This window comes from Chryseobacterium binzhouense (assembly GCF_007474545.1).
Lineage (GTDB): Bacteria > Bacteroidota > Bacteroidia > Flavobacteriales > Weeksellaceae > Chryseobacterium > Chryseobacterium binzhouense.
In genome coordinates this window covers 78926-98115 of the sequence record NZ_VKOG01000001.1, presented here as the reverse complement: position 1 = coordinate 98115, position 19190 = coordinate 78926, and the positions used below count along the sequence as shown (strand labels likewise).

Genomic DNA, 19190 nt, shown 5'->3' with positions numbered 1-19190 from the left:
AAACAAACCGCAGGCTTCCATTTATGGCAAACCGGCGGTTTTTTTTATTAAGATTTTTTAACATAATAGAAGTAGATCTTTTATTTTTCAATAATTACAAGTGCTTTTATTGTTAAATAAATGCTTAGATTTCAATAAAAAAGTTCTCCGGAAAAACCGGAGAACTATCACTAATATGGAACTTTACAGATGTTATCTTGTAAATAACATTTCTCTGTATTTTGTCATTGGCCAAAGCTCATCGTCTACCATCATTTCAAGATCATCCGATGCTTCTCTGATTACATCAAATAAAGGTTTTACTTTGTTGCAGTAGTCTTCTGCCTGCTTTTGGCTATCTGTAACTGCTTTTGCAGCTTCTCTTGCTTTGATAAGATCTTCAACGCCCAGCTTCATTTTAGAAATATTCTCAGAAATACTTGTGATAAGACTCATTTGTTCTTTTGCCAAAGGTCTGAATTCTTCATCACCAAATATTTCTTTTAATCCTTTTACGTTTTCAATCAATCGGTTCTGATAATTTAAAGCAGAAGGAATAATGTGGTTTCTTGCGATATCACTTAATACTCTTGCTTCAATATCAATAACGGTAGAATATTTTTCCAGCTTGATTTCGTTTCTTGCTTCAACTTCTCTGTGTGTGAAAATTCCCATTTCTTCGTAAAGAGCCAAAAATTTCTCATCCATTTCCTGTTTAAGAGCTTCCGGCGTAGTCTTTAGATTGTTAAGACCTCTTTTTTCGGCTTCCAGAGCCCAGTCATCAGAATATCCGTCACCTTCAAACATGATGTTTTTGCACTGTTTGATGTACTCTCTCAGTACATTGAAAATAGCTTCGTCTTTCTTCAGTCCTTTTTCAATTAAAGCGTCTACTTCTTTTCTGAAATCGTTTAATTGTTTTGCGGCAATTGTGTTCATAACCGTCATAGATTCTGCACAGTTTGCAGAAGAACCTACCGCTCTGATTTCGAATTTATTTCCTGTAAATGCAAATGGAGAAGTTCTGTTTCTGTCGGTGTTGTCCAGCAAAATCTCAGGAATTTTTCCTACTACATTTAGTTTTAAATCTGTTTTTTCGTCTGGTGAAAGTTTTCCTTCTGTTACTTTTTCAAGCTCTTCCAAAACTCTGAACAACTGGCTTCCGATGAATACGGAAATAATTGCCGGTGGAGCTTCATTGGCTCCTAATCTGTGGTCATTGCTTGCAGAGGCGATACTTGCTCTCAAAAGATCTGCATATTCGTGAACAGCCTTAATTGTATTTACGAAGAACGTTAAGAACTGTAAGTTTTTTTTAGGGTTTTTTCCCGGGCTTAAAAGATTTTCACCGGTATTGGTTGCTAAAGACCAGTTGTTGTGCTTTCCGCTTCCGTTTACCCCGGCAAATGGTTTTTCGTGAAATAAAATATGGAAATGATGTCTGTGAGCAGTTCTTGCCATAACATCCATCAACAAAGAGTTGTGGTCTACTGCAACGTTTACTTCTTCAAACATTGGAGCCAGCTCAAATTGGTTTGGGGCAACCTCGTTGTGTCTTGTTGTTACAGGAATACCCAATTTCATACATTCCACTTCCAGCTCTTTCATGAAATTCATTACTCTTGTAGGAATAGAACCGAAATAATGGTCGTCTAACTGCTGTCCTTTTGCTGGAGAGTGTCCTAATAATGTTTTGCCTGTTAAAACCAAATCCGGACGGGATTGATACAAAGCAGAATCAACCAGGAAATACTCCTGCTCCCAACCTAAAGTAGGCGTTACTTTTGTTACGTTTTTGTCGAAATACTGCATTACGTTGGTTGCAGCTTCATCTACGGCATTTAATGCTCTTAAAAGAGGCGCTTTATAATCTAAAGTTTCTCCGGTATAAGAAATGAAGATTGAAGGAATACATAAAGTAGTTCCCATGATAAATGCAGGTGATGTTGGATCCCAGGCGGTGTAACCTCTTGCTTCAAAAGTGTTTCTGATACCTCCATTCGGAAAAGAAGACGCATCTGGTTCCTGCTGGATCAGTAAATTTCCACTGAATCTTTCGATTGCTCTTCCTCCTTCGATTGGCGTGAAGAATGAGTCATGCTTCTCTGCAGTAGAACCTGTCAAAGGCTGAAACCAGTGAGTGTAGTGAGTCACTCCTTTGCTCATTGCCCAATCTTTCATGGCTACCGCAACCTGATCCGCAATGTGTCTCTGGATTTTGCTTCCCTTTTTTACTGCATCCATAATAGACTGGAATGCTTCCTTTGTTAAATATTCTCTCATTGTCTCTTCTGAGAAAACATTCTGGCAGAATAATTCTGACAATTTCACGGGAACTTCTACAGAATTATCTCTTCTGAAGTCCTTGAATGGTAAAGTTTCTAACGCTTTGAATCTTAAAGTTGACATACTGGGTTGATTTTATAGGGCAAATTTACAAAAAAAACTAATTGAAAAAATTTTAACCCTAGAAATTTAAGGGGTGCTTTTAAAATTTAATATATTTTTTAAAATAGAATGGGTTTTTAAAAGGGATAAGTTTCAAATTGAAGTTTTATATCTATTAATATATGAGAGATTAAAAGGAACTTTAAAACAGCAATATTTAATGTTAAGAAAATTTATTCCGGTAACTTTTAAACAAGCGACGAAAATCTTTAATTTTAAAAATAAGAAATATTTATATTGGATTTAGGTTATTAAAACGCTGGGTAGCAAACAAATAATTTCATTTAAAATATTTTTCGTAACTTAGCAGACTTTTTATAAAAAATTTAAATATATGACAAATTCTAGAGCGAGAGAAACCACCGAGGCAATTGAAAGACTATACATTTCTATGAGACACCTGTTTTATAGAGGGTTTTTTAAGCCGAGCGGAGTTTCAGGAGAAAGCATTAGAAGTTTGTTGAAGACGATCAATCCGGAAATTTACGGTACCATGAGTATTCCAAGCAAATTGGAACTCAATGGTTTGATGTATGTTTTAGACAGGCTTCCAGAAGGTATTGAGGAATGTGCTTTTATACATCTTACATCAGATGAAGGTTTTGATAAAGGAAGTTTTGAGCCAATTGTTCCAAAAAAAAGAAGAAGAAACTGTTACAGAATAGATGAACACCAAATGAATATTGAGGTTCTTCTGGGTCGTTCAGAAATTTATGATATTCTTACTCACTTAACATTTCTGTTCATTGAAGCAGACAAAATAAGAAATCTTGCCTTCATTCAGGAGGAAAACTGGAAGCCGACCAGAGCCTTCAAAATTATTGAAGAGGTAGTAAAAGGCGAAAAAAAATTCAGCAGAAAAGAAAAAGAAGTTGCCCTGATTCATCTGTCTTCTTTAATAGGAAGAACATTTGACGAAACCTTGAACGCTTATAATACTTTTGGGGACGATGAAAATCCTGACAGATTATTTAAAATCATCTATCATTTAGGCAAAGTAAGTCTTGAAGATGCCAAAGAAACTAGAGAAAGAGAGGTTTACTTCAGTGCTATTTTAAAAGAAAGAGTAGGGCATCATTATTTTGGCGAAAAATGGGCTCATAAACTAAAGGAAGTTTTATTTGAAAACGATCTTCACATGAGACCGCTTCACATTATTTCTGCCAATATGCATTCTGTGAAAAATATGCTGTTTGCGAATGATGCATTGAATAAAAAGCAAGCAAAAGAAGTCGACTATAAATTATATGAAGAAATTTCAAACAAGAAAGATCTTCGGGATAAAGTTCTGAAATATTCTCAGGATCAGGGTTTAATCTATATTGATGATAAGAGCGGCAGTAATATTGATGTTCAGATTATTGATTTAAAATCTGTTGATTTAAAAAATACACCATTCAGCAGTATTAAATTCAGCGGTGATGATGTCGTTTTAGTTTTCGACTATGCTTTTGGTGAGCAAGCGTATGAAATCATGGATGAATTACTGAGACCGTTTGAACAGAAAGGTGAAGTCTATATGATGAAAGTAAAATCTGTTTCCATTATGGGGAAAGCGGGGATTCTTGCCGGTGGAAAAGGTGATATTATGATCCCGACTTCACATATTTTTGAAGGAACAGCAGATAATTATCCTTTTGAAAATGCTTTAAAGCTGGATGATTTTATAGACGACGAACTTCGGGCTTTTGAAGGACCTATGATTACCGTTTTGGGAACTTCACTGCAAAACAGAGATATTCTTTCCTACTTCATGAATACTTCTTGGAAAGCCATCGGACTTGAAATGGAAGGAGCACACTATCAGAAAGCGATTCAGGTTGCTTCTAAAATCAGACATCATATTGCACCGGATTTATTTGTGTGTTACGCCTATTATGCTTCAGATAACCCTCTGGAAACTGGAAGTACGCTTTCTTCAGGTGGTTTGGGATTGACGGGTGTAAAACCAACGTATCTTATTACATTGAGAATTTTGGAAAAAATATTACAAAGTGCAGCAAAAGAAGCTACAACCAGGAAATAGATTTCAATGTAGATAAAGTTTAATCCTTCAAGGTTTTAAAGCCCTGAAGGATTTTTTATATCATGGTTTTTTAAAAAAGACTAAAATGATTTATTTTTAAGAAAAAAATGAGTACATCTTTACAATTAGCCAAAAGATTCAGAGAAGTAATCCTTGATGGAAAATGGATTGCCAATACAAATTTCAAAGATCAGCTTTCTGACATAAGCTGGGAACAGGGAACAACGAAAATTGCTGATTTGAATACAATTGCGATGCTTACTTTTCATATTGATTATTATATTGCAGGGTTAATCAATGTTTTTGAAGGAGGCGATTTGGAAATCAGAGACAAATACAGCTTTGATCTTCCTCCTGTTGAATCTCAGCTGCAGTGGGAAAATCTTTTGAATAAATTCTGGACTGATGCTGAAAAATTTGCAGATTTGCTGGAGAAAATTCCCGATTCTAAAATGAATGAAGTTTTTGTAGATGAAAAGTACGGAACTTATTTAAGGAATATTGACGGAATGATTGAGCATGCCTATTATCATTTGGGGCAGATTAGTTTAATCAAGAAGCTGATAAAGAACAAATAACAATTTGTAAATCTGAGTAAGTTTGTTTAAAACTTTTTTTGATAGCTAATGTGTGTAATATACAATTTTAGTCTCTTTCAAAATTTATTTATCTTTAGGCAAATTAAATTCTTCAATGAAAAGATCAGTAGCAATCCTGTTTGCATTTATTATTACGCAGTTTCAGGCTCAGCAGGGAGCATATTATCAGCAATATGCAAAGTACAAAATGGATATTGATGTGAATGCTGAAAAATTTACCTACACCGGTAATCAGACGTTAGACTACACCAACAATTCCCCGGATGAGTTAAAGGTTGTATATTTTCATTTATACTGGAATGCCTTCAAACCTAATTCTATGATGGATCAAAGAGTTGCAGGACAAGGTAAAAATGGTGACGGAAGATTGCAGAAAGACGGAATTTCCAGGCTGGCTTCTATTCCCAAGGATCAGGAAGGGTCACAAAATATTCACTGGATTAAGCAAAACGGAAAAGAACTGAAATTTGAAGTTCAGGAAACCGTTATGAAAGTATATTTGGCAGAACCAATCAGACCGAATTCAAAAACTACTTTCACCATGAATTGGGACGCCGTAATTCCGCAGCAGATCAGAAGAAGCGGAAGAAATAACAAGGAAGGCATTGATATGACGATGACGCAATGGTACCCTAAAATTTCTGAGTACGATTACGACGGATGGGCAGCGTTCGATTATGTTGGAAGAGAATTTCATGCACCGTTTGCAGATTTTGATGTAACGATCAAGATTAATAAAGATTATGTAATAGGAGCGGGCGGAACACTTTTGAATCCTTCTGAAGTGAAAGGATATGAAGCTTCTGCAAAAATTAAAGCAGACAAAAACAAAGCAACATGGAAATGGACTGCCAAAAATATGCTTGATTTTGCATGGGCTGCAGATAAAGATTATTCGGTAGAAAGTTTTGATGTTCCACAAGGTCCGAAAGTATATTTTGTATATCAGAAAAATGATAAAACGAAATACTGGACTGAAGCAAAACCTTATGTTTCAAAATATTTCCAGATCATGAACAGCAGGTTCGGAAGATATGCCTATCCTTCCTATGCATTTATTCAGGGCGGTGATGGTGGAATGGAATACGGAATGTGTACAATGATTTTAGGTGAAGCCGAAGGTCTGGAAGGTTTAATGGGATTAATGATTCACGAAGGTTCACACTCGTGGTATCAGCAGATGCTGGCTACCAATGAACCGATGCGACCTTGGATGGATGAAGGTTTTACGAGTTATGCAGAAAGCATCGTAATGCACGAATTGTTTCCGCCAAAAGACAACCGGCCGAATGCTTTTGTTGAAAAACTGGATGCCTATAGAAATATCGTGAAAAGGGGAATTGAAGAACCCGCAGTTTGGCTGGGAGATCACCATGATAACGGAACGGCGTACAGCTTTGCAAGTTATGTGAAAGGCGAATTGTATCTTGTGCAGTTAGGATATATCGTAGGGGAAGAAAATTTAGCCAAAATCATGACTGAATATTTTAAAGAATGGAGCATGAAACATCCTTCCGACAGAGATTTTCTTCATATTGCGCAGCAAATTTCCGGGATGGATCTGAAATGGTTTCATCACTACTGGATTAACACCATAAAAACCATCGACTACGGCATAAAGGGTGTAAAATACGACGCAAAATCTACAACGATTACTTTGGTGAATAACAGTCAGGTTCCGATGCCGATTGATTTTTCTGTGATTACTGCAGATAATAAAATAGTAACTTACCAGATTCCATTAAATATGACCCGCACCTGGAAAACCAAAGATGCTTTTGGTGATTTTATTACTTTGAATTACTGGCCGTGGACACAGAAAGAATATACCCTGACAGTTCCTTACCCTAAATCTCAGCTGAAAGTTTTGGGAATAGATTTCAGCCAGCGAATGGCAGATGTCAACCCGGAAGACAATTTTGTTGAGGTGAAATAACTTACTAAAAAATCCCCGAAGATGTTCTTTGGGGATTGTTGTTTATCGTTTTTCGAGTTCTTCTATTCTCTTTTTCAGAAGTTCTATTTCTGTATCTTTCTGCCGGTTTTCTTTTTTGAGCATTTCGATCAGCTCTTTCTGGTTTTCTAAAAGAAACTCGGGAATGTTACAATAAAAAGTACCTCCAACATTTCCAAATGAACTGCTTGTTACAGTATTTTCAAAATAGTTGTTAGTGTATTTATTTTCATCAGTTTCCTTTATCTCTTCCACCTCAGTTTCCAGCAGTTTTGAGATTCTTTCCCATTCTTCTTCCGAGATTTCTACCTCTCCTTTCTCTTTACGGCTGTACTGGGTCTGGCTGATGTTCAGGTATTCTGCCAGATCTTTTTGGGTAAAATCTTTTTCGTTTCTCTTTTTTATTAACTTTTCCTTTACCATAAAGCATTTTTTACAAATGTAAAAATTATTCGACTAAAACCGAATATACCCGAATAAAAAATATCGCAGTACTTTGAAAAATTTATTTTATCATTGCAAAGTAATTTTTAAAATAAATAAAAACCATGATGAAAAAAATCAGTTTTCTGATGCTTTTTGCATTATCATTTTTAGTCCTGAGCTGCAGGACGGAAGACTTTCACAACGAAGAGGTAAATCAGACAATCTCACAGCCACGACTCACTTCCAAAAGAATTTCGCTTAACGAAGCAAAGCACAAAGCCAGACTTCTCACAGAAATAGACAAAGCTGAAACTGCATTAAAAAGCTTATCTAAAACCAATATACAAGGCAAGGTAATCAGCTATAACAACGGCGTACTAATTGACACAGATGAAGTTCTGTATATTGAGAACGGTCCCAATTATCATACCTACACATTCAATTTGGTAAGAGAAAATGCTTTACCGACTGATCCTGTAGAAAATTTAGTATTGTCGCCTTTATCTGACGGTACATACAAAGAACTTTTGGTGAGCTATAATCTTAGTTCACAGGAAAAAGAAACTTTGAGAAACGGTGGGTTTGTAGACACCAAAAATAAAACAACTATTACTGAATTATCTCAGGGAACATATAATCCATTGTCAAAAGGGATGACAGCCTGTGGATGGCAGGAGCAAGACACCTTTGTAACAGTATGCAGCGAAAACCAACACGGGATGTGGAACACAGAATCATGGGGAGACTGTAGCGCAGATCGCAAACCGGGTTGGCACACTACAATGGTATATAGATGTGATTTTATCTATACGGGTAACGAAACCGGTGGAAATGATTGGTGGGCAGGTGAAGGTGGCGGAACAGGCAACGGGGGAGGCGGTGAACCTTGTACAAATTGCCGCCAATCCCGAACCTTGTAGTGTTGCTACCCAGCCCGGAGATCCTAACAGTAATATTGGTGAAGGAGGCTGTCCTGTTATCATTCCGACACAGCCTATCTTACCTATGTCTTTTACAATGATTGTAAGAGGTCTTCCCACAGATGTTAAGGCGCTTCTCAATTCTAACACACAATTTTATAACGGTCTACAAACCTATTACAATGCCAACCAAAATCAACAGGGAGAAAATTTCGTAAAATGGGCAGCGCAGTTTAGTTGGGAAAATCAAAATGTTACTTGGGCGGAGTTTCAACCAATGTTAACATTTGCTCACAACTTTTTGCAGGAAAATCCAAGTGTAAAAAACCATTTTACAAACTATCCGGAAGATTTAAATAAAATATTATTTAAAGGAATTAATTACAATAATACTTCCGATGTAACCTTTGCTAATAAATTTGCATTAGCATTTACAGATATACTTATAGCAGAAAAAAATAATACGGTAAGCCAAGTCAATGTCCAAAATCCTGTATGGACATTGGCTAAAGAATATATGATTTACCTAATCAAACAGAACGCTGCAAGTGCAGTTAAATATGGAAGAATAATCTACGAGCATGCTTCACAATACTTTACACAGCATCCTAATTCATTGCAAAAAGTAAATGAATTTTTGGCTTATCTTAAAGCTGGAGTTCAATACGAAATACCAATACAGTACAATCCCAAATATATGAAATGGACTGATATTTTACTATGCTGGTTATTCGAATTGGGAGATTTTCCTGTTAATAACACGACCGGCTTTACCTTACCTACGATAGGATTTTCAGGCTCCGATTATACAATAAGTGGAATTCCCAGCCCAAACATTATACCGATGAGATATCTTTCCGCACATAAAATGAAAAATGGAATTCCAGATGACAAGTCTGTTTTAGACTTAAAAAGGATAGCTATTAATAACATTCAGAATGGCGTGCTAACACCCGTAACTGGCGAATGGGGATTTGGGTCTGATGCTACAGTTGACACCATTACAAAACTAGATGGAATGCAGTTTTGTCTGGGTTCTTATCCAACGGTTATTACTATAACACCCTTGGGAAATAATCAGTATAAACTTACATTTGTTATAAAAAATAAAACGGGTTGGCAATCAGGAACAAGAGGATTGAATGATTACAATGGTAATCCGCTTGATGATAGTATTATTCCAGATAAACCGAGAGGAGAAGGTGTTCATCTTGGGGGAACGATTGGGGAAACTTTTGGATGGTATGAAATAATAACAGTACCTTAGAAATAAAAAAATGATAAGAAAGTTAATCCCATTTCTATCTCTATTGTTGCTTTCGAACTGCCAAGACGGTCCGAAAGCAGCATTTAATGAAGAGTTCGTCAAAGCAAACCTCAATAAGGAATTGCCTTTTGAAAAATTAGTTGGAAAATATCAGTTGGATGAAGATTCTAAGAAAAGATATAAAATCATTTGTAATGATAGTATATTATTGACTGTAAGAAATGATTCTACATTTGTTGCAGAAAATTATTTAGACTATAAGACAGACAGTTTACGATTAAAGAAACTTGAAGGAAAGTTACTGTATACAAATAAATTCAAGGAATCTTTTTTAAATTTCAGGTCTAGAGATTTAGATTTTAATGGAGGTGGTGGATTTGAAATCTACTACCGTAAAAAAGATAGTGTATTAGCTTTATATATCTACACACCACCAATAAAAGGACAGGAACATGGAGATTACTTAAGATATATTAAAGTTAAGTAGTGATAAGAAAATTAATCCCATTTCTATCTCTATTGTTGCTTTCGAACTGCCAAGACGGTCCGAAAGCAGCATTTAATGAGGAATTTGTACCTATCTTAAATAATAAAGATATTCCATTTCAAAAATTTGTAGGCATATATGAATTAGATGAAGATTCTAAAAAGAGATTTGGAATTCCAATACAGACAAGTTTGACCTTAAATGTTAAGTTAGATAAAACTTTTACAGCTAATAATTATGTTGATGCTAAAACTTGGAAATTGAAAAAAGAAATGTTGAGTAGTTTTTTTTACTATTATAGTGGAGAAGATGGTGTTAGCATTAGTTCACCTGAATTGACTGACGGTGGTGTAATTAACATTTATTCTCGCAAAAAAGATAGTGCACTTACTTTATATCTTTATATTCGTCCTTTAAAGGGTCAAGAACATGGAGATTACTTAAGATATATTAAAGTCAAGTAGTGATAAAAAAATTAATCCCATTAATGTTTCATTTAAAAAACACAGTAATACTCATTGGTATTATGTATATATTTTTAATTGTAAAAAATATATTGCAAATATTATTCGGTTTACTGACCTCGTTTACAAACGTAGAAGTCTACACAATATATAATATCAAACAAAGTACATTTTCTTTAGCAATTGTTATTTTTTATGACTTCTTTGCTTTTGTAATTATGATTTATATATGGGCTTTTTTGCTTTTATATCTTATTATTTTAGAATATAAAAATAAAATGTGGATACATATGTTATATTCTGTGATAATTTATCTGCTGGCAATTTTTATTTTTAATAAGGGAGAAATAAATGATTTTTTTATAATCATTAGTATTTTATTAGGAATATTAAATTGGTACTTATTTAAAAAATGGATAGTCAAATAATATTATGGTTCATGAAAAAAATATTACAATTATTTTGTCTAATCTTACTATTGTCATGTAATAGGAAAAATGAACCTATAACTGCTGCAAAACCACACAATGCTTATGTTGATAGTCTGAAAAAGTTTGAGTCTGCAAAATATAAAGGCAAAGTACCTGAAAAATATTATACCTATCCTGGTATCTTTGATTGGTGGAGATATCCGTTAGTTTATCCTTACGCTATCCAATGTATAGAATCTAACGATAAAGGACGTTTAGTAAATGATTTAAACGTTAATTACAATGCAGGAGGAGGGAAAATAATAACAGAGAATCAATTTGATAAATTTACTTTTGATAAAAACTATTTTATAGGACAAAACGTAAAAGCTGGTAATGAAAAGGTAGAAGAATATTTTATTTTTAAATTTTCTGATGCTTCAATTAATAAAGTGCAGGGAACAAAAAAGTTGCATAAACAACTGGAAAAAATAAAATTTGAAAAAGAAATAAAGTTTATTTCCATAAAAGAATACGGAAAACTTATATATTCCAATAGATAGACTTCAAAGAAATAAACTCATCTAAACCATTCTCCAAAATCCTCTAAAGGATTTTACCAAAAGCTCCCGAGGATTTTCCAAAATCCACGAGAGCTTTTCAAAAAAGCAGGCGTGCATTTTTAAAAAGCACGCCTGCTTTTAATTTTTGCTTATAGAATTTTTTTAAATTATAAAAAAGTAAGATTAGATTGCAGTAAAATTTCTGTAACAATAAAACCATTATCTTTACTAATGTTTAAAAGAAATCTACCATGTTTTTAAAATTTCTGAGATTAGAGATCAAAAGTTTTTTCCGGGGAACTTCATTAGGAATCAATCTGGCGATGAAGATTTTTCGCTTTTTGGGAATTCTGTCTTTCATTTTGTATTTCATTGGAGGTGCATTTTTAGCGTTTTTTTACGTAGAAAAAGAGCTGGAGCAGAATCCTTTGAAAGTTGTTTCAAAATATCTGATTTTGGTTTGGGTAGCAGATCTCGTGTTTAAATACATGATGCAGCAAATTTCCGCACAGAATATCAAACCATTTCTTACTTTAAATATTCCGAAAAGAACATTGGTCAACTATACCTTAATTAAAACCTTTCTTTCGCCTTTTAGCTGGATGAATTCGTGGTTCTTCATCACGTTTTCGGTCATTCTGCTGTATAACGGTTACAGTATTTCAGGAGTTTTGTGCTGGTTAGTTGGGATTTCGTCTCTGCTTTATCTGAACAACTTTCTCAATATATTTTTTAATGATAAAGAAAATGTTGCTATCGGAGTAGGGGTGGTTATTGCTGCTTTTGCTTTGCTGGAATATTACCAGATTGTTCCGGTACTCAATTATTCAGAAACATTATTTTACAGTTTGTATGAAAGCCCGTATTTTGCTCTGATTCCGGTTGGGCTTTTTATTGTGCTTTGGCAGTTGTGCTACCGTTATATCTTCAAAGAATTTTATCTGGACAAAGGTCTTGAGGTAAAACAAGAGGTAGGAAAAACGGAAAATATTGCTTTTTTAAATAAATATGGCTCTCTGGGTACATTCATCAACAATGATATCAAAATGCTCAGAAGAAACAAAGTAACCAAAGGAGTACTTCTTGGAAGTCTGATGTTTACTTTCTACGGTTTGTTAATGTTTACCTCACCTGTTTATAAAACACCATATATGATGATGTTTATGGGGTTATTCGTAACCGGAGGATTCCAGTTTCTATTCGGTCAGCGCGTTCCTGCATTCGACAGTTCTTATTATCCGCTCATGATGACGCTCAATGTACCTTATAAAGAGTATCTTAAGGCAAAATGGTGGCTGATGATTATTGTGACTTCCTTTTCTATGATTCTGGCTCTTTTTTATGCTTTGATAAGCTGGGAAATTTACATAACATTTTTTGCAGCGGGTCTTTATAACATAGGGGTGAACTCCCAGTTTACGCTTTGGTCCGGAGCATACAACAAAATGCAGGTTGACCTCAATTCTAAAGAAAAAAGAATGGGACAGAAGAATAGTTTTAACCTTAAAGCATTGTTGCTGTTAATTCCTAAATTAATTTTACCAATGGTGGTATTTGGAATCATGAAATACTTTTCCGGAATGACTGCGGCAGTTATTAGTATTGCTGTTTTAGGATTAATTGGGTTCTTTTTAAGGGAAAAAATATTTGATATTATCGTGAAACACTATAAGAGAGAAAAATACACCACAATACAAGCATTCAAAAACAAAGATTAATACAATGATTACGATACAAAATTTATCTAAAACATACGGAAAGGCAACCGTTCTGAATATTGAAAACCTGGAAATTCCCAACGGAGAAACTTTTGGTCTTGTAGGAAACAACGGAGCCGGGAAAACAACACTTTTCAGCTTAATGCTTGATCTGATTCAGCCAAGTACCGGGTTTGTAAGTATTGACGGAATTAAAGTAAATGAATCTGAAGCCTGGAAATCCAAAGTTTCTGCATTTGTAGACGACAGTTTTTTGATTGGATATTTAACACCTGAAGAATATTTTTATTTTATCGGAGAACTGAGAGGTCAGAATAAAGCTACTGTGGATGAATTTCTCAAGCAGTTTCATGATCTTTTCAGCGGTGAAATTTTAAATTCGGGAAAATATGTAAGAGACTTATCGAAAGGTAATCAAAAGAAAGTTGGGATTGTAGGTGCGATCATCGGAAATCCTGAAATTATTATTCTTGATGAGCCATTTGCCAATCTTGACCCCTCTACCCAGATCAAGCTTAAAAATCTGATCAAAGTTTTATCCAGACAAAGCGGAGTTACTTTTCTGATTTCCAGTCACGATCTTTCTCATACCACTGAAGTATGTAACAGAATTGTTGTGGTTAACAAAGGAGTTATGGTAAAAGATATCCAAACCAATCCTGAAACTTTAAAAGATCTTGAGCAGTATTTTGCAGATCAGGTCAATATGATCAGCGAAATCTAACTAATTATTATTGATAAAAAAGGCTGTTCTCATGGAAAACAGCCTTTTTTTTATTGTTGATGAAATAATTATTTGTTAAGCTTTTTAATTCCCATTTCATACAAAGCAAAAGAAATTAAATCTGCATTTTCGCTGATTACCTGATCGGTTGCTCTTCCTGCACCATGTCCTGCATTTTTTTCAATTCTCATCAAAACAGGGTTGCTGCATCCTTGCTTTTCCTGCAATTCTGCTCCGAATTTGAAAGAATGTGCCGGAACCACCCTGTCATCATGATCGCTGGTTATAATCATGGTAGAAGGATAGCAGGTTCCTGCTTTTACATTATGTACAGGCGAATAAGATTTCAGATATTCAAACATTTCTTTGTTATCTTCCGCAGTTCCGTAATCATAAGACCAGCCTGCTCCTGCGGTAAACTTATTGTATCTCAGCATATCCAGAACACCCACTCCCGGAAAAGCAACTTTGGCTAAATCTGGTCGCATTGTCATTGTTGCTCCTACGAGAAGTCCGCCATTTGATCTTCCGGAGATTGCCATATACTCTTTTGAAGTGTAACCTTTCTGCTGCAAATATTCTCCTGCTGCAATAAAATCTTCAAAAACATTTTTCTTCTGCATTTTAGTTCCTGCATCATGCCATTTTTTACCGTATTCACCTCCGCCGCGAATATTAGGAACGGCATAAATTCCTCCGTTTTCCATCCATACTGCATTCACTACAGAGAAAGAAGGCTGTAAACTGACATTAAAGCCTCCGTATGAATATAGAATTGTCGGATTTTTTCCGTTCAGCTTGGTTCCTTTTTTATAATTAATCATCATCGGAATTTTAGTTCCGTCTTTAGAGGTATAAAACACCTGTTCAGAAACATAGTCTTCAGGATTAAACTTTACTTTCGGTTTCTGATAAACTTCTGATTTACCTGTATCTGCATTGAATTTATAGGTCGTTCCGGGAGTGATGTAGTTACTGAAAGAATAGTAAAGTTCTTTTTCCTCTTTTTTACCACCAAAACCTCCTACATTTCCTTTTCCGGGAAGTGTAATTTCTCTGATGAGTTTTCCGTTTTTGTCATATTGTTTTACCTGATCAATGGCATCAATCATATAAGTAGCAAAAAAATAACCGCCGCCGCCGGAAATACCAAGTACATTTTCCGTTTCAGGAATCACGTCTTTCCATGTTTCGGGAGAAGGGTTCTGAATGGTAGTTTTTACCAGGTGCATATTTGGCGCATCTTTGTCTGTGAAAATATAAAGGTTGTCACCGTCCGTATCAACAATATTGGCATTGATATCAAAACCTTTATTGATCTGGATAAATTCTCCGCCTTTTTTTAAATCTTTAATATACAGTTCGTTTCCGTTGGTAGCGTTAGCGGCAGAAACAATCAGATATCTCTGATCTTCAGAAACTCCGGCTCCGATATATCTTCTCGGTGTTTTTTCTCCTCCGAAAATCAGCTGATCTGCAGATTGTTTGGTTCCGAGTTTGTGGAAATACACTTTATGTTTATCGGTCATTCCGGAAAGTACAGTTCCTTCTTTCGGCTTATCATAGCTGGAATAATAGAATCCTTCATCTCCTAACCACGAGATTCCGCTGAATTTTACATCAACAATGGTTTCATCGATCTGTTTTTTGGTAACCGCATCCATGATGATAATTTTGTTCCAGTCGCTTCCTCCTTCTGAAATGGAGTAGGCTGCAAGATTGCCTTTTTTGTTGAATGACAGTCCGGAAAGAGAAGTGGTGCCTTTTTCTGAAAATTTATTGGGATCTAAAAAGACTTCGGTTGTTTTTGTTTTATTATGAGTTCTGTACAGTACAGATTGTGCCTGCAAACCGTTGTTTTTATAATAGTATGTATAATCACCTTCTTTGAAAGGGGCTCCTATCTTTTCGTAGTTCCAGGTATCTGTTAATTGTTTTACGATTTCCTGTCTGTAAGGAATTTGCGATAAATATCTTTCGCTGAAAGCAACTTCCTGATCAACCCATTTTTTGGTAGCATCAGAATCATTTTCTAAATCTCTGTAAGGATCGGCAACAGAATTTCCGAAATATATATCGGTTTGATTTCCTTTGATAGCTTTAGGGTACTGCATTTTTTGAGCTGAAAATTGGACCGAAAATAATACTCCAGCCGTTAATAAGATTGGTTTAAAATTCATCTAAAAGGATTTTATCAAAAATAAGGAAAGTTAATTGAATAAAAAAAGCTTCTTTGAGGAAGCTTAAATATTATGTAAACAAATTTTTATTTAAATCGTTTGGGAGACTTTTTCCTGTTGATATACTTTTTACAAAAGGCGAGATTTCAAAATAATCATCTTGAGAGCGGATTAAGGAATCAAGATAATTTTCTATCAGTCTTGATAAACTTAGCTTTTTTTTGGAAGCATATTCCTTAGCACGTTCGATAACATTTTCATCTAATTTTATTGTAAGTTTAGAAACCATAATAAAAATTTATACGTACAAATATATAAAAATGTACTGTTTGGAAGTTTATTACGAAAAATAATAACAGTTTTTATCCAATCAGTTCCCTCGCCTGCGTCAAAGCCGCTTCAGTAATTTTACTTCCGGAAAGAAGCTGTGCAATTTCGTTCAGCTTTTCTTCATCGTTCAACGGAATGATGGTAGACTGCGTTTTTCCTGCAACATCCTGCTTTACGACTTTGTAATTATTATTGCCTTTGGCGGCAACCTGTGCTAAGTGAGAAATGACAATCAATTGCATATCTTCAGACATTTCACGCATCAGATTTCCAATTTCTTCGGCAACTTTTCCGGAAACTCCGGTATCAATTTCATCTAAAATAAGCGTAGGAAGCTCATCACTTTCGGCAATAATTTTTTTAACAGCCAACATAACACGGGATCTCTCACCTCCTGAAATAGCTGTCTGAATCGGCTTCAAAGGGAAACCTGAATTTGCCTGAAACAACAGTTGGATATTTTCTTTTCCAAATTGATTAAAGTCTTGCGAATCTGTAAGCTCAATATCAACTTTAGCTTTTTCCAGACCTAGTTTTTTAAGAAGATCTTCTGCTTTTTTGACGAAAACAGGAATGCTTTTTTTTCTGTTTCTGGAAAGTTTTTGGGCTAAATTCTCCATTGATTTTTCTTTTCGGAAAATATCTTCCTGCGTTTCCCGTATCTGAATTTCTATTTCTGCCGTTCCTCTCTGTTCGCCTGAAAGCTGATCCCGAATTTCAATTAAGCTCTTTACGTCAGAAACATTGTGTTTTAGAAATAAAGTGTTGATTTTATTATTCAGATCTAAAAGTTGGGCTAAATTTTCGGGATTGATTTCTACTTTTTCTGCCTCATCTTCCAGTTCAGAAATAATATCTTTTACTTCCACAAAAGAAGTTTCCAGTCTTTCATTAAGCTCTGTAAAGGTATTGGAAACATCTGCAATTTTAGAGAGTTTAGACCTTGCTTCGTTGAAAAATGTCAAAATTCCCATTTCTTCCTGATGAAATCTTGATAAAATCTGAGCAAGATTTTCCGAGATCATTCCTGCATTTTCCTGTACCGAAAGCTGGTTTTGAAGATCTTCAAAATTAATATCATCTAATTTAAGATCTTCGAGCTCATTCAGCAGAAACAGTTTGTAATCACTTTCTTTTGTGTTTTCAGAAAGCTGTATTTGTAGTTTTTTAAGCTGGGTTTTCAGGCTTTGGAATTCCAGGAAATCCTGCTGATAATTTTCTATTAAAGTCTTGTTTTCAGAAAGTCCGTCAATAATTTTGAACTGATATTCTGCCGTAAAAAGATTTGAGGTCTCGAACTGAGAATGAATATCAATCAGCTGTGAAGAAAGCTCTTTCAGAACATCAAGAGTAACCGGAACATCGTTGATAAAAGCTCTGGATTTTCCGGAAGGCAGAATTTCTCTTCTTATAATCGTGTGATGTTCATAATCAAGATCATTTTCGATGAAGAATTTCTTAAACTGATTGTTGAGGTTAAATTCCGTCTCAACAATGCTTTTCTCGTCGGTTTTTGAAATAGATTTACTGTCTGCTCTTTCTCCTAAGATCAATCGGAGTGCACCCAGGATAATAGATTTTCCCGCCCCTGTTTCACCGGTAATTACCTGTAAACCATTTTTTAAGGAAACATCAAGTGCATCAATCAGAGCAAAGTTTTTAATGTAAATTCTCGAAAGCATAGATCAGAAGCAGATTTCATTTTATACTGCAAAGATAAAATTTGGAATTCAGAATTCGGGAATTAAACTTTTTTATTTCCATTTATTCCATCGTGATTCTGTATTCTTGGGTGAAAAGACAATCATCTGCTGTTTCAGATTATTGATGTTGACAGAGCCGTTATTTCCGGAATTGAAAATATTGAAAATTTCGTCAGCTTTGGTATCCATAAATAAGTTGAAAAAATAATTCTGCTGAAAAGTATTTTCGTAAGTTTTCAACTGCATAATAGCATCGGCTATAATTTTTTTAGACTGCGTCTGATCCTGATTGTATAATCCGTCTAGTCCGGCTCTGTGATAAGTATAAATCGTAGAGCGCAGCTGATTCATGTTCGGATTCAGGATTTCTCCTATTAAAATGGATCGGCTCCTTGGTTCGTTGATTTGATTCCAGCCATCGTAGCCTCTGTTTTGCGAGTTTTGCGCAATTTGCTGTGCTTTTGAAAACCACTGGCTTCCTCCCATTGATTGGAAACTGTCTGCATCATAACCTAAGATAAGATAGACATAAAAACTGATAACGTCAATCAGGTTTCTGCCGGAAAATTGTCTTTCATTAAAGATTAAATTTTCGTTTTCAGCATATTCAAAGGCAAATCGTGTATCCTGGAGATTCAGTAAAGGAGATTCATAAGAACTGTTGAAAACCGGACGAACTGCCTGTACAACAATGGTTCCTTTGAACCTGTTTCCGTCTCTTTCGCTGAGAACAATGGCAAAATTTGATTTTATTTTCTCAAAATTCTGAAGTTTCTTGCCTGTCCAGCTTGTGTTATTGATAAAATCCCGTAAACTTTTTTCTAAAGCTTTATAAGCCTGAGTATTACTTCCTCCAAGAAGCTGGGAATTTACCTGAACAGTAGCAAGAATTTCCTGCGAAAAGCTGAAATTAAACAGAATCAGGAAAAAAAGTATGATTATTTTTTTCATAAAGAGATTTCATTGTTTTGAAGCCATGCTGTTGCATCATA

16 protein-coding genes are annotated in these 19190 nt (G+C 35.0%); 10 read left to right on the top strand and 6 right to left on the bottom strand.

The genetic code is table 11. The annotated features are described in order from the left end of the window. Window positions 1-192: 192 nt before the first annotated feature. Window positions 193-2388 carry a glutamine synthetase III family protein gene (locus FNE73_RS00490; RefSeq protein WP_143882843.1) on the bottom strand — a complete coding sequence of 732 codons (2196 nt, stop codon included), beginning with the start codon at window positions 2386-2388 and terminating at the stop codon, window positions 193-195. Between the two features lie 373 nt (window positions 2389-2761). On the opposite strand from FNE73_RS00490, the gene FNE73_RS00485 reads away from it, so the two are divergent. The 3 genes from FNE73_RS00485 to FNE73_RS00475 all read left to right on the top strand — a co-directional run bounded on the left by FNE73_RS00485 (window position 2762) and on the right by FNE73_RS00475 (window position 6988). Next, window positions 2762-4453 (top strand): DUF6909 family protein, encoded by a 1692-nt coding sequence (locus FNE73_RS00485; RefSeq protein ID WP_143882842.1) that lies wholly within the window; start codon window positions 2762-2764, stop codon window positions 4451-4453. 107 nt (window positions 4454-4560) lie between these two features. Then, window positions 4561-5031, top strand: a complete 471-nt coding sequence (locus tag FNE73_RS00480) for a DinB family protein (protein ID WP_143882841.1) — start codon at window positions 4561-4563, stop codon at window positions 5029-5031. 115 nt (window positions 5032-5146) lie between these two features. Next, window positions 5147-6988 (top strand): M1 family metallopeptidase, encoded by a 1842-nt coding sequence (locus FNE73_RS00475; protein ID WP_143882840.1) that lies wholly within the window; start codon window positions 5147-5149, stop codon window positions 6986-6988. A 42-nt stretch (window positions 6989-7030) separates the two neighbouring features. On the opposite strand, the gene FNE73_RS00470 is transcribed toward FNE73_RS00475, so the two are convergent. After that, complete coding sequence (locus FNE73_RS00470) at window positions 7031-7429, bottom strand: helix-turn-helix transcriptional regulator (RefSeq protein WP_143882839.1); 399 nt, start codon at window positions 7427-7429, stop codon at window positions 7031-7033. 125 nt (window positions 7430-7554) lie between these two features. Here FNE73_RS00470 and FNE73_RS00465 point away from each other — a divergent pair, with 125 nt between their 5' ends. From FNE73_RS00465 to FNE73_RS00435, 7 genes are all read left to right on the top strand, one after another. Next, window positions 7555-8352: a hypothetical protein gene (locus FNE73_RS00465; protein WP_143882838.1), complete on the top strand. Its 798-nt coding sequence runs from the start codon at window positions 7555-7557 to the stop codon at window positions 8350-8352. Beyond that, a complete protein-coding gene (locus FNE73_RS00460) occupies window positions 8264-9619 on the top strand; it encodes a hypothetical protein (RefSeq protein WP_143882837.1) in 1356 nt (451 codons plus the stop codon). The genes FNE73_RS00465 and FNE73_RS00460 overlap by 89 nt, the downstream gene beginning before the upstream one ends. Window positions 9620-9629: 10 nt before the next feature. Then, window positions 9630-10106: a hypothetical protein gene (locus FNE73_RS00455; RefSeq protein ID WP_143882836.1), complete on the top strand. Its 477-nt coding sequence runs from the start codon at window positions 9630-9632 to the stop codon at window positions 10104-10106. Then, on the top strand, window positions 10106-10570 hold the full coding sequence (locus tag FNE73_RS00450; protein WP_143882835.1) for a hypothetical protein: 465 nt from the start codon (window positions 10106-10108) through the stop codon (window positions 10568-10570). Before FNE73_RS00455 ends, FNE73_RS00450 begins: the two co-directional genes overlap by 1 nt. 439 nt (window positions 10571-11009) lie before the next feature. Beyond that, window positions 11010-11543: a hypothetical protein gene (locus tag FNE73_RS00445; RefSeq protein ID WP_143882834.1), complete on the top strand. Its 534-nt coding sequence runs from the start codon at window positions 11010-11012 to the stop codon at window positions 11541-11543. A 251-nt stretch (window positions 11544-11794) separates the two neighbouring features. After that, window positions 11795-13261 (top strand): DUF5687 family protein, encoded by a 1467-nt coding sequence (locus FNE73_RS00440; protein WP_143882833.1) that lies wholly within the window; start codon window positions 11795-11797, stop codon window positions 13259-13261. Window positions 13262-13265: 4 nt separating this feature from the next. Continuing rightward, the gene (locus FNE73_RS00435) at window positions 13266-13985 is read left to right on the top strand and encodes an ABC transporter ATP-binding protein (protein WP_143882832.1); all 720 of its coding nucleotides are present in this window, start codon (window positions 13266-13268) and stop codon (window positions 13983-13985) included. A 68-nt stretch (window positions 13986-14053) separates the two neighbouring features. On the opposite strand, the gene FNE73_RS00430 is transcribed toward FNE73_RS00435, so the two are convergent. The 4 genes from FNE73_RS00430 to porD form a co-directional block, all read right to left on the bottom strand. After that, window positions 14054-16099: a prolyl oligopeptidase family serine peptidase gene (locus FNE73_RS00430; protein WP_228429812.1), complete on the bottom strand. Its 2046-nt coding sequence runs from the start codon at window positions 16097-16099 to the stop codon at window positions 14054-14056. 136 nt (window positions 16100-16235) lie between these two features. Next, window positions 16236-16454 (bottom strand): DUF6364 family protein, encoded by a 219-nt coding sequence (locus tag FNE73_RS00425; RefSeq protein WP_143882830.1) that lies wholly within the window; start codon window positions 16452-16454, stop codon window positions 16236-16238. Between the two features lie 73 nt (window positions 16455-16527). Continuing rightward, complete coding sequence (locus FNE73_RS00420; protein WP_143882829.1) at window positions 16528-18177, bottom strand: DNA repair protein RecN; 1650 nt, start codon at window positions 18175-18177, stop codon at window positions 16528-16530. A gap of 72 nt (window positions 18178-18249) precedes the next feature. Next, complete coding sequence (gene porD, locus FNE73_RS00415; protein ID WP_143882828.1) at window positions 18250-19149, bottom strand: type IX secretion system protein PorD; 900 nt, start codon at window positions 19147-19149, stop codon at window positions 18250-18252. Between the last annotated feature and the right edge of the window lie 41 nt (window positions 19150-19190).

Excerpts from the sequence above, each read along its gene's own strand:
- FNE73_RS00440 (WP_143882833.1), top strand. The coding sequence starts at position 11,795 with ATGTTTTTAAAATTTCTGAGATTAGAGATCAAAAGTTTTTTCCGGGGA.
- FNE73_RS00435 (WP_143882832.1), top strand. The coding sequence starts at position 13,266 with ATGATTACGATACAAAATTTATCTAAAACATACGGAAAGGCAACCGTT.
- FNE73_RS00455 (WP_143882836.1), top strand. The coding sequence starts at position 9,630 with ATGATAAGAAAGTTAATCCCATTTCTATCTCTATTGTTGCTTTCGAAC.
- FNE73_RS00490 (WP_143882843.1), bottom strand. The coding sequence starts at position 2,388 with ATGTCAACTTTAAGATTCAAAGCGTTAGAAACTTTACCATTCAAGGAC.
- FNE73_RS00475 (WP_143882840.1), top strand. The coding sequence starts at position 5,147 with ATGAAAAGATCAGTAGCAATCCTGTTTGCATTTATTATTACGCAGTTT.
- FNE73_RS00465 (WP_143882838.1), top strand. The coding sequence starts at position 7,555 with ATGATGAAAAAAATCAGTTTTCTGATGCTTTTTGCATTATCATTTTTA.
- FNE73_RS00425 (WP_143882830.1), bottom strand. The coding sequence starts at position 16,454 with ATGGTTTCTAAACTTACAATAAAATTAGATGAAAATGTTATCGAACGT.
- FNE73_RS00430 (WP_228429812.1), bottom strand. The coding sequence starts at position 16,099 with ATGCAGTACCCTAAAGCTATCAAAGGAAATCAAACCGATATATATTTC.
- FNE73_RS00485 (WP_143882842.1), top strand. The coding sequence starts at position 2,762 with ATGACAAATTCTAGAGCGAGAGAAACCACCGAGGCAATTGAAAGACTA.
- FNE73_RS00420 (WP_143882829.1), bottom strand. The coding sequence starts at position 18,177 with ATGCTTTCGAGAATTTACATTAAAAACTTTGCTCTGATTGATGCACTT.
- FNE73_RS00460 (WP_143882837.1), top strand. The coding sequence starts at position 8,264 with ATGATTGGTGGGCAGGTGAAGGTGGCGGAACAGGCAACGGGGGAGGCG.
- FNE73_RS00470 (WP_143882839.1), bottom strand. The coding sequence starts at position 7,429 with ATGGTAAAGGAAAAGTTAATAAAAAAGAGAAACGAAAAAGATTTTACC.
- FNE73_RS00480 (WP_143882841.1), top strand. The coding sequence starts at position 4,561 with ATGAGTACATCTTTACAATTAGCCAAAAGATTCAGAGAAGTAATCCTT.
- porD (WP_143882828.1), bottom strand. The coding sequence starts at position 19,149 with ATGAAAAAAATAATCATACTTTTTTTCCTGATTCTGTTTAATTTCAGC.
- FNE73_RS00445 (WP_143882834.1), top strand. The coding sequence starts at position 11,010 with ATGAAAAAAATATTACAATTATTTTGTCTAATCTTACTATTGTCATGT.